At 47.4% G+C, this 10495-nt stretch carries 6 protein-coding genes and 2 pseudogenes; 4 read left to right on the top strand and 4 right to left on the bottom strand.

What is annotated here, in order from left to right:
* Positions 1-422 precede the first annotated feature (422 nt).
* Both glsA (RH949_RS23670) and glsA (RH949_RS23665) read left to right on the top strand, forming a co-directional pair.
* Positions 423-1379: pseudogene (gene glsA / locus RH949_RS23670) on the top strand (glutaminase A); the annotation flags it as partial.
* 201 nt (positions 1380-1580) lie between these two features.
* A complete protein-coding gene (glsA, locus tag RH949_RS23665; protein ID WP_052307431.1) occupies positions 1581-2528 on the top strand; it encodes a glutaminase A in 948 nt (315 codons plus the stop codon).
* A 71-nt stretch (positions 2529-2599) separates the two neighbouring features.
* Here glsA (RH949_RS23665) and asnB read toward each other — a convergent pair whose 3' ends face one another.
* Positions 2600-4102, bottom strand: a complete 1503-nt coding sequence (asnB, locus tag RH949_RS23660; RefSeq protein ID WP_446356582.1) for an asparagine synthase B — start codon at positions 4100-4102, stop codon at positions 2600-2602.
* 260 nt (positions 4103-4362) lie between these two features.
* Positions 4363-5364 carry a phosphoribulokinase gene (locus RH949_RS23655; RefSeq protein WP_006099100.1) on the bottom strand — a complete coding sequence of 334 codons (1002 nt, stop codon included), beginning with the start codon at positions 5362-5364 and terminating at the stop codon, positions 4363-4365.
* 818 nt (positions 5365-6182) lie between these two features.
* On the opposite strand from RH949_RS23655, the gene petH reads away from it, so the two are divergent.
* Positions 6183-7364 carry a ferredoxin--NADP reductase gene (gene petH, locus RH949_RS23650; protein WP_446356580.1) on the top strand — a complete coding sequence of 394 codons (1182 nt, stop codon included), beginning with the start codon at positions 6183-6185 and terminating at the stop codon, positions 7362-7364.
* A gap of 305 nt (positions 7365-7669) precedes the next feature.
* Entirely contained in the window at positions 7670-9553 is a 1884-nt protein-coding gene (gene ftsH2, locus RH949_RS23645) for an ATP-dependent zinc metalloprotease FtsH2 (protein WP_006098770.1), read from the top strand.
* Positions 9554-9721: 168 nt separating this feature from the next.
* Here ftsH2 and RH949_RS23640 read toward each other — a convergent pair whose 3' ends face one another.
* Both RH949_RS23640 and RH949_RS23635 read right to left on the bottom strand, forming a co-directional pair.
* Positions 9722-9901, bottom strand: a complete 180-nt coding sequence (locus RH949_RS23640) for a hypothetical protein (RefSeq protein WP_446356577.1) — start codon at positions 9899-9901, stop codon at positions 9722-9724.
* Positions 9902-9907: 6 nt separating this feature from the next.
* Positions 9908-10495, bottom strand: a pseudogene (locus RH949_RS23635) (hypothetical protein); the annotation flags it as partial.

Here is a 10495-nt window from a genome sequence, read left to right as displayed (position 1 = left end):
ATTGTTTAGGAGACTCTTGGCTTTATTAACGACACGGGATGCCCCTCCGCGCCGGAACAATACAAAAGTCTGTTCGTGCCTTTGTACTGCTGGAATTTTACCCGCCCACAGATGCGACTATGAGTAGTCGGTTTCTGGACGGAACCCCAAGGTTGTCAATCTCAGGGGTGTTGAACCCCATCGATTGACCGCCTATCCATCTCACGCCAATTTGAGTACAAATATGGCGTGAGGCTTCCGGCGTTCAGCTAAACGACTGGGATTGATCCCAGCGTCGCTTCAGATACAGCAAAAGCCAGTTAATCTTACCACGCTCTGACTTTGCCCGATTGATTGTTTATTGCGTGCTGTTTATCAGCCTTGAGCCAAGATAAATTACTTTATGAATAAAATTTAAGCCAGTTCGGAAACAGCAGACCAGGATGATCAACACCAACGAGTTGCAAACACGAGCCAAAATAACTGAGCAGTTACCCGATATCCTCCAAAATTTGCATCGCCTATATCATCCCCTGAAAGCAGGAGTGGTGGCTGACTATATCCCAGAATTGGCGCAAGCGAATCCGGATTGGTTTGGGATTACGGTGGTGACGGTGGATGGTCAGGTTTATACCGTTGGTGATACGTCGATCCCGTTTACGATTCAGTCAATTTCAAAGCCGTTTGTCTATGGACTGGCTCTCGAAGATCGCGGACTGGACTATGTTTTGGAACGAATTGGGGTTGAACCAACGGGAGAACCGTTTAATGAAATTATCGAACATGAGGAGATCCAAGAGCGACAGTATAATCCGATGGTGAATGCGGGAGCGATCGCGACCACCAGCCTGATTAAAGGATTAGATTTATTTGAGCGGCAAACTCGCTTACTGCGTATGTTCCACCGCTATACAGGTCGAGACGTGCAAGTCGATCAGGCAGTGTTTCAGTCCAAAAAGAAAACCGATAACCTGAATCGAGCGATCGCCTACATTATGAAGAATTTTGGCTTGCTCGAAGGCAAGATTGATGACATTCTCGACCTTTACTTCCAGCAGTGCGCCTTAATGGTCAATTGCCGAGACTTAGCGGTGATGGTGGGTACGCTGGCGAATGCTGGCATCAATCCAATTACAGGAGAACGCGCCCTGAAAGCCGATTATGTGAAAAACTTAATCAGCGTTATGTACACCTGTGGTCTCTATGACTTCTCTGGTCAATGGGCGTATAAAGTCGGTCTCCCTGCCAAAAGTGGTCTATCTGGGGCAATTATTGGCGTTGTTCCCAACCAAATGGGAATTGCTGTGTTTTCTCCTCCTCTAGGAGAACACAGTAAAAGTCTGCGAGGGGTCAAGGTATTTGAAGCCCTCTCTAAGCACTTGCGACTTCATGTCTTTGATAAAGTCGTTGAGATGTCAGGTTATTTCCCAGACAGGATTGACCTAGACAGTAACAACGGTATGCCCATTAAAAATGACCCATTGGCGATGTCCCAAACACCGTCCTATCCCCAGTCGCGGGCAGTCGATGAAGGCACAACGAATACGCTACCGATGCGAGAAGCCCTCCCCAAGGTTATGCCAAAGCTCAACTCAGCAGCCATGATCGCTCAGTTGCATGTAAGTCCCACCTCCTTTATTACCGACTTGCGGGAACTGCATCGCCAGTATCTTCCCATCAGACAAGGGAAAATTTATGTGAGCGAACCGGATCTGGTGGAGATTAACCCCGATTGGTTTGGTATCTGTATTGTTACCGTCGATGGTCAAGTTTACACGGTTGGCGATTGGGAGCAACCGTTCTTAATTCAGTCCATCTCGAAAGTGTTTGCCTATGGAATGGCACTTTCGGATTGGGGACGGGATTATGTGGTCAGCCGAGTTGATGTGGAACCAACCGGAGATGCCTATAACTCGCTAATCAAGGTTGAGGAGAACTCCAAGCGCCCCTATAATCCCATGGTAAATACAGGTGCGATCGCGATTACCAATTTAATTGAGGGAAAAGGACCAGCTCATCGGCTCAATCGTCTCCTAGACATGTATCGCCGTTATGTGGGTCATCGTGTCTTTGTCGATACACCCAGCTTAGTGTCCGAACAAACCGCAGGCGATCGCAACTGGGCAATTGCGTACTTGCTACGGAACTTTGGCATGATTTCTGGGGACATTAAACAAACCCTTGATCTCTATCTACAGCAGTGTTCGGTCATTATCAACTGCCACGATTTAGCGGTGATGGGAGCCACCCTTGCCAACAATGGGATCAATCCGATGACGGGAGAACAAGCGATTCATTCCCCCTATGTTAAGGACTTGCTGAGTATTATGTTTACCTGTGGCATGTATGACTTTGCGGGGGAATGGGTGTACAAAGTCGGATTTCCGGCTAAGAGTGGCGTTGGTGGCGGCATTATTGGCGTTGTTCCCGGTGTAATGGGAATTGCCGTCTTTTCACCTCCCCTAGACAAGCGGGGGAACAGTATCCGAGGGATTAAAGTGTGTGAGGAACTATCGAGGCGCTTTGGCTTACACATCTTTCAATCTTAAACATTTGCCCCTCCATCTCCCTCATCTCCCAGACGCGCCATGGCACGTCTCTACATGCTCCCCCAGCTCCCCTAAACGGGTCGTTCTGACCAACGGGCAACATTCGCCAGAATTGATTCCGGCTGCTCAAATACATCCATAAATATCTGGTGATAATAGCACTCTTCCGCAGAACGTAATCGCGCTTCTGGATGTTTCTGGCGATAGGTTTGGGCTTCCTCTTCACTCATTCCCTTTGCCAGCATTTGGGTTAATAAATCCACTGTGCCACTGCCTTCATCAAACTGCTCTTTCGTGCGCCAAACAATCTCAGAAGGTAGCAGATCCTCAAAGGCTTTTCGCAAAATCCATTTTTCTACTAATGGATCACCCGCGAGTTTTAAATGGGCGGGAATTCTTTGACCGAGTTCAATCATTTTCAGATCCAAAAAGGGAACTCGTCCTTCCAGGGAGTGAGCCATGGTTAAACGGTCTACTCGCTGTAAGTTAATATTGTGCAGGCTCGTCACTGAGCGACGCAATTCGCGATGCAGGGTATCGTTATCAGGAATGCCTTTGTAGTAGGTGTAACCCGCAAACAGTTCATCAGCCCCCTCGCCCGTGAGAATCACCTTGACATACTCGGCGGCGAGTCGTGAGGTAAAGTAACAGGGAATCGCACTGCGAACTAAGTCTTGGTCAAAGGATTCCAAGGAATAAATTATTTCGGGTAGCTTGTCCTGAACTTCTTTGGGTGTAATTAGATATTCATGGTGAATCGTATCCAGATACTGGGAGACTAAACGGGCAGCTTTTATATCTTTACTCCCTTCAATTCCCACAGAGAAGGTATGCAGTTTCTCGATATGCTGTCTGGCTACAGCCGTGGTGATACTGCTGTCTAAGCCACCGGAGAGGAAGCAACCGAGGGGAACATCACTCATTAGCCGCTTGACGACGGATTCTTCTACCGTTTCCCGCACTTCTCGAATTAAAGCCTCTGCATCTGCGTCTACCTCTGGCTGAATATCTGGCACTTGGTAGAAGGTAGAAAACCCGGTTTCTGAGGAGAAAAAGGTGCCGGCTGGGAATTCCTGGACATTGTCGCAAAAATTCGCGATCGCTTTGAGTTCTGAGGCAAAAACAAACGCATTGTCTTTTTTGCCATAGTATAGGGGTTTAATGCCAATGGGATCACGGGCAGCAAAGAATTTATCTCCATCCGCGATCGCAAAAGCGAACATCCCATCGAGTTGGTCAACAGACTCGATTCCCTGATCTTCGTACAGATGCAAAATTGCCTCTGTATCACTTTTAGTCCGGAACTTAAATCGTTCCGCTAACTGGGGAAGTAACTGGGGAAAGTTATAAATTTCGCCATTTCCGACAATCACTCGCGCCTTGCGATCGCCGTATATCGGTTGGTTTCCCCCTTGCGGGTCCATAATACTCAGCCGTCGATGTCCCAGAACACCTGCCTTAATCGGAGATACAAACATTCCTTCAGCGTCTGGACCTCGATGGATTAAAGTATCCATCATCTTTTTAACGCTGGTTTGATCAATTTGCCCCCATATTCCAGCAATACCACACATTTATGCTATGCACTCCTTTTAGTTTGGGTTTCCATCGAGTGATTTTGCCACGCCTATCAATTTTGACACATCGCTTAAACAGACAGATCCCCGACTTCTCCAAGAAGTCGGGGATCTTGCTTAGATTAATCATTAACCCACACCACCTAAAAGAGTAGGGCATAGGCAATATACAACCAACACTATCCCGTCCAAGTTGAAAACTGGAGATTCTTTTCGGGAAAAACTACAGGTTTCAACGTAGACACGGTTTCCATCAGTTACACATTCGCGGGCACTTGCGCCTTAGATGTTAACCGTTCGTAAGTGGATCGCATCTTCAGCCCCACCAGAATCTGGAATAATCCAGAACCATTGTTAGAACCCGGATAGTCCTTATGCTTGAGCAACAGTTCGGTCATCTCACCATAGTATTTCGTGGAGGTGTTGCTGAGGTGACTTTCGATGTAGATCATCTCCTCTAGATTGTCAAATTGACCATCCACTTCCAAGACGGAAACATCATGACCGAAGTAGCTATCCGGACCATAGTACAACTTGATACCAGGATAACCACAGGTCAACTTACGACCACAAGGTCTCCAGTCAATGGTAGACCCTTCATCAAACAGATAGACAGGTTCAAATCCTTCTACACCTTCCTTCTGTACCAAGCGCACCCGCAGGATCTTGCATTCCTTATCATCTCTGATCAACTGAGTCGGTAATATCTGAATCACGACATCAGCAAACTCTTTTTGGGGTTCGATGTAAGCACTGAAGTCAGGACGTCTAGCGTTAATCGACGCTAGAATATCTTCGTAGGTATGCCCCCGTTCTGCCATGTCCCGCTGGATTTTCCAGTTAATCTTGACCTCATCACTGATATCGAGATAAACACCGAAATCAACCAGCGATCGCACCCGCTCATCATACAGGGGGTGCAATCCTTCGATTACCACGACTTTATTGGGTTCTACCCGTTCCGGTGGATCAAGTTCACCCGTCTCGTGGTTATAAATTGGCTTATCAATTGCCTGACCATTTTTGAGCGCTTTGATTTGCTCATACATCAGGTCAAAATTATTCGCCTTGGGGTTAAGTGCTGTTACCCCTGCCGCTTTACGCCCTTTACGGTCTAAGCTGTGATAGTCATCCAAGCAGATGACCGTCATAAACTCTTCACCAAACAAGTCGGCTAAGCGATGCAGAAATGTGGACTTCCCGCATCCAGAGTCTCCAGCGACGGCTATTAATACCACGCGGTCTAGCTGAGTGGTCATAGTTTCCCTCTAACGCAAAAAATAGTTTCAAATAGAGTTTCCAGCAATCCAAGTCCCAAGTCTAGGGTCAACCAGTCTGTTGATCGCGTGCCTTTAACCCGTCACATATTTGCAACAGGTACGAGCCTTTTCCAAAGGATAAGACTCAAGCCAGACACGGGGTAAGTATTTAATACTAGCGGCTGTTAGTGGATTCTACCAAAATGAGATTATGTCTACAAGTCTTAACCTTTCTCCTCAATTCCTTAACATAATCCTAAAGTGAGTTGTGCAAATTGGATCAAAAAATTTTAAATTGACTCGATTTTGACTATTGGTCGGTCAATGACCGAGTTCTCCATCGACATCACCTGCCGGGAATTGCCTCCTAACCGATGCCCACAGGAGTCATAAGAGTTGGAACTTTGCCAACTCAATCAATTAGACGTATTCTAGAGTATACATTGAACCTACTTCATTCCCCACCCAGTTGAGCCGAGTTAACGACTGTACACACTCCGCTTTGTCGTGAGCGTGTGGGCTGAAAGCCAAGTCTGTTGCCCAAACAGCGATTGGATGCAATGCCACTCGGATTGGCATTACTGGGAATTTATCCCACACTGAATAAAAATTACCAGGTGGGAAATCTATTGCCGGATTAGCTAACGGGGGAAGAACGGGAGTCCACAGCCAGGTATCAAGGTCAACGACCTGCCATCAACTCTACGGGATGAAGCGACTGAAACCCTGATTGGGAGGTTGCTTCATTCGTCACGAATTGATGAAATGTTGTACTGAGCAATATATCGTAATCGATTGGTTTAGAGAGAAATAACGCAATGTCTAGTAACACCACAGCCAAGAATCGCCTGTTTCTTTACGAAGTGACAGGTCTAAGTCAGAACACCGAAACCGACAAAATGGATTATCCCATTCGTAGCAGTGGTAATACGTATATTACAGTGCCATACAGTCGCATGAATCAAGAGATGCAACGAATCACCCGCATGGGTGGCAAAATCGTCAGCATTCAACCTCTTGATGGTGTGATGAATGCCAAGAATGGAATGAATGGCAAAGCCACTGAAGCCGATGCAGCGCCGTCGCCGGAAACTATCGTTCATAAAAAATCATCAAAAGAGGGTGTTCCTGTCAATCTGTACAAGCCCAAAAACCCCTATCTAGGCAAATGTATTGAAAACTACGAACTGGTTGCAGAAGGGGGATCAGGGACAGTTCGCCACGTCACCTTTGACATCTCTGACGGGGATATTTGGTACTTGGAAGGTCAGAGTATCGGGATTATCCCACCGGGGAAAGACGAAAAAGGTAAACCCCATAAACTCAGACTCTACTCCATTGCCTCCACTCGTCATGGAGATCACGAGGATGATAAGACAGTTTCCCTTTGTGTTAGACAACTGGAGTACAAGCACCCAGAAACCGGGGAAACCGTCTATGGCGTCTGCTCAACCTACTTGTGCAATCTGCCAGTTGGCACCGATGATGTCAAGATCACCGGACCAGTTGGGAAAGAAATGTTACTTCCCGAAGATCCAGATGCTACCATCCTGATGATGGCAACAGGTACAGGAATTGCCCCCTTCCGGGCTTACCTATGGCGGATGTTGAAAGAAAAGCACGAAGACTACAACTTCAAAGGGTTTGCGTGGCTGATTTTTGGTATCCCCTATACGGCAAACATTTTGTACAAAGAGGAATTGGAAAAACTCGAGCAAGAGTTTCCCGATAATTTCCGTCTCACCTACGCCATCAGCCGTGAACAGAAGAACAAAGAGGGTGGCAAGATGTATATCCAGAATCGGGTGGATGAACGCGCCGATGAATTGTTTGAGTTAATGCAGAAGGATAATACCCACACCTACATTTGCGGACTCAAGGGAATGGAAGATGGCATTGATGCCGCATTTTCGGCTGCTGCTGAACGGCAAGGGATGGACTGGGCTGATTTCCAGAAATCTATGAAGAAAGCCCATCGCTGGCACGTTGAAACCTACTAATACGGCTCCCTTGGTAGCTAAACGTCAAACGTTTTTTGTCTAGCTTAGATTAGCGCGTCTACAGGTTGAGGATTGAATCCTCCAGTGTAGGCGCGTTCTTGGTCTGTTCCCTGTTCCCTGTTCCCTAACAAATGACGAATGACTATAAGACAGTTGCCCAAATCCTGAGAATTACGTTAAATTTAATTAAGCAGAAGTAAAGTTTCCTATTGAAACCACCGTTTAAGCTAGGCTTTGTGCTAAACAAGAGGCTCTTTAAGAGCAAAAGCCAAAGCAGAAAACAAATATCTAGAGGCTCATAAGCAATGAAATTTTCCTGGAGAATTCTCCTACTTTGGACAATACCCGCTCTTGTCATTGGGTTTTTCCTATGGCAGGGAGCGTTTTCTCCGGCTGTTGGTGATTTAAGTCAAAATACCGCCAGCACCCGGATGAATTATGGTCGCTTTTTAGAATACGTTGAGAAAGGGAGAGTCACGAGTGTTGACCTCTATGATGGGGGTCAAACGGCAATTGTAGAAGCGACTGACCCGGAGCTGAATAAAACGAATCGCTGGCGCGTCGATTTGCCTGCTAATTCTCCGGAGCTAATCACGAAGCTGAGAGAGGCTAATATTGCTTTAGATACCCATCCCGCCCGCCAAGATGGGGCTATTTGGGGAATCTTAGGGAATTTAATTTTTCCGATTTTATTAATTGGTGGGTTATTTTTCCTATTCCGTCGTTCGAGTAATATGGGCGGAGGTCCTGGTCAAGCGATGAACTTTGGTAAGTCTCGCGCCCGGTTCCAGATGGAAGCGAAAACTGGAATTCTCTTCGATGATGTAGCGGGAATTCAGGAAGCCAAGGAAGAATTGCAGGAAGTGGTTACGTTCCTGAAGCAGCCCGAACGGTTTACGGCAGTTGGCGCACGTATTCCGAAAGGGGTGCTGTTAGTTGGACCTCCGGGAACCGGTAAAACATTATTGGCGAAAGCGATCGCGGGTGAAGCTGGGGTTCCGTTCTTTAGTATCTCTGGTAGTGAATTCGTGGAAATGTTTGTCGGTGTGGGTGCGTCCCGTGTCCGTGACTTGTTCAAGAAAGCCAAGGAAAATGCGCCTTGTCTAATCTTTATTGATGAGATTGACGCCGTAGGACGACAACGGGGTGCTGGTATCGGCGGCGGTAACGATGAACGAGAGCAAACGTTGAACCAGTTGCTGACGGAGATGGATGGATTTGAAGGCAATACTGGGATTATCATTATTGCTGCGACTAACCGCCCTGATGTGTTAGACTCTGCCCTATTGCGTCCCGGACGATTTGACCGTCAGGTGATTGTCGATGCGCCGGATCTGAAAGGACGGATTGGTATTCTGGAAGTCCATGCGCGGAATAAGAAACTTGCATCGGAAATTTCTATTGAAGCGATCGCACGACGCACGCCTGGGTTTACTGGGGCAGATTTAGCTAACTTGTTGAATGAAGCGGCAATTCTGACAGCCCGTCGTCGTAAGGAAGCGATTACCATGCTGGAAATCAACGACGCTGTTGACCGGGTGGTAGCGGGTATGGAAGGCACACCGTTAGTGGATAGCAAGAGTAAGCGGTTAATTGCCTATCATGAAGTCGGTCATGCGATCGTGGGGACGGTGCTAAAGGATCATGATCCAGTGCAGAAAGTGACCTTAATTCCTCGGGGTCAAGCGCAAGGATTAACCTGGTTTACGCCCAGTGAAGAGCAAGGCTTAATTACCCGCGCACAGCTTAAAGCCCGGATTACTGGGGCATTAGGGGGTCGTGCTGCCGAAGAAGAGATTTTTGGTCATTCTGAAGTTACCACAGGTGCCGGTGGTGATTTACAGCAGGTGACCGGAATGGCGCGACAAATGGTGACTCGTTTCGGCATGTCCGATTTAGGTCCCTTGTCTCTAGAAAGTCAACAGGGAGAAGTATTCCTCGGTGGCGGCTTGACGAATCGGGCGGAGTATTCCGAAGAAGTCGCGTCTCGCATTGATGAACAAGTGCGCCGGATTGTGGAACATTGTCACGACGACGCAAAGCGGATTATGCGCGACAATCGCGTTGTAATTGACCGCTTGGTGGATCTGTTAATTGAGAAGGAAACGATTGACGGCGAGGAGTTTCGTCAGATTGTGGCGGAATATACTCATGTTCCGGAGAAGGAGCAGTATGTTCCTGTGCTGTAATTTCGGATAGTTTAATTGAGTCATTGAGTAGGGATGGTGAAAATCATCCCTATTTTTTGTCTGTTTTAGGCGAGAAGCAAGAGGAGGCGATTGAAATCGCTGCTACACAAACAAAGTCCGCCTGCGCGGACTGGGTTATAACGGGGATAGCGTTCCCCGGATTTGGTATTAGTCCAAATCTCCATTCCCGGTGATAATAGTGATTAGCTGAGCAAGAAGGCTACCGATGATTAATGTAATCGTCAAACCCAATACCATCGAGTTGCCAGCCGGAGCAGAGCGATCGCTATCCTCGCCAAGGTTGATGGAGAAGGTGTAGAGATGCGCCATGGCGCGTCTGGAGGACATAGGACATTATTTGGATGGATGGCGAATCTGTCGCAGAATTAAACCGATGGGAAGCGCGATCGCAAAGGCAATGATAATATGAATCAGGATGTTCAAACCATTGTAGGTGGTACATTTCACTACACCTGCACTGGGACAAATCGGTATATCGGAGTTGGTTTGATTCTGGAGAAAGGTTTGGATAGGTTGGGAATCGACTTGGGAGGATATCCCACTCACCGCTAATCCGGTTCCGACTACGGCTATCCAAAGTTCTAGGTTTTGCAGCTTCTGGTCTAGGGCGCGATCGCGTTCTGCTTGATCTAAGTCTACGATACCTCGCACGGTTTCTAGCATTTGTCCGAATAAGTCTTGTCCGGGTGATAGATAATTGATATCGGTTTGGATTTGCTGTTTCCAGATGTGGCTTGCTTTGAGGAAATCGCCCCAGAATTGGGGGATATCGCCAAATTTGGCAAGTTTCTGTTGCTTGGTGTCAAAGTTGGTGAGATTGGTTTCCATCGCTGTATGATGGGCGCGTAAGTCACGCAAGCATCGGGCGTAGTCGAGGGCGGTGTGGGGGATTTGGTTGAGCAGGTTTTTTAGGGCGTCGAG

The organism is Coleofasciculus sp. A1-SPW-01 (assembly GCF_040217205.1).
Taxonomy (GTDB): Bacteria; Cyanobacteriota; Cyanobacteriia; order Cyanobacteriales; family Coleofasciculaceae; genus Coleofasciculus; species Coleofasciculus chthonoplastes_A.
This window is presented reverse-complemented; position numbering and strand designations above follow the sequence as displayed.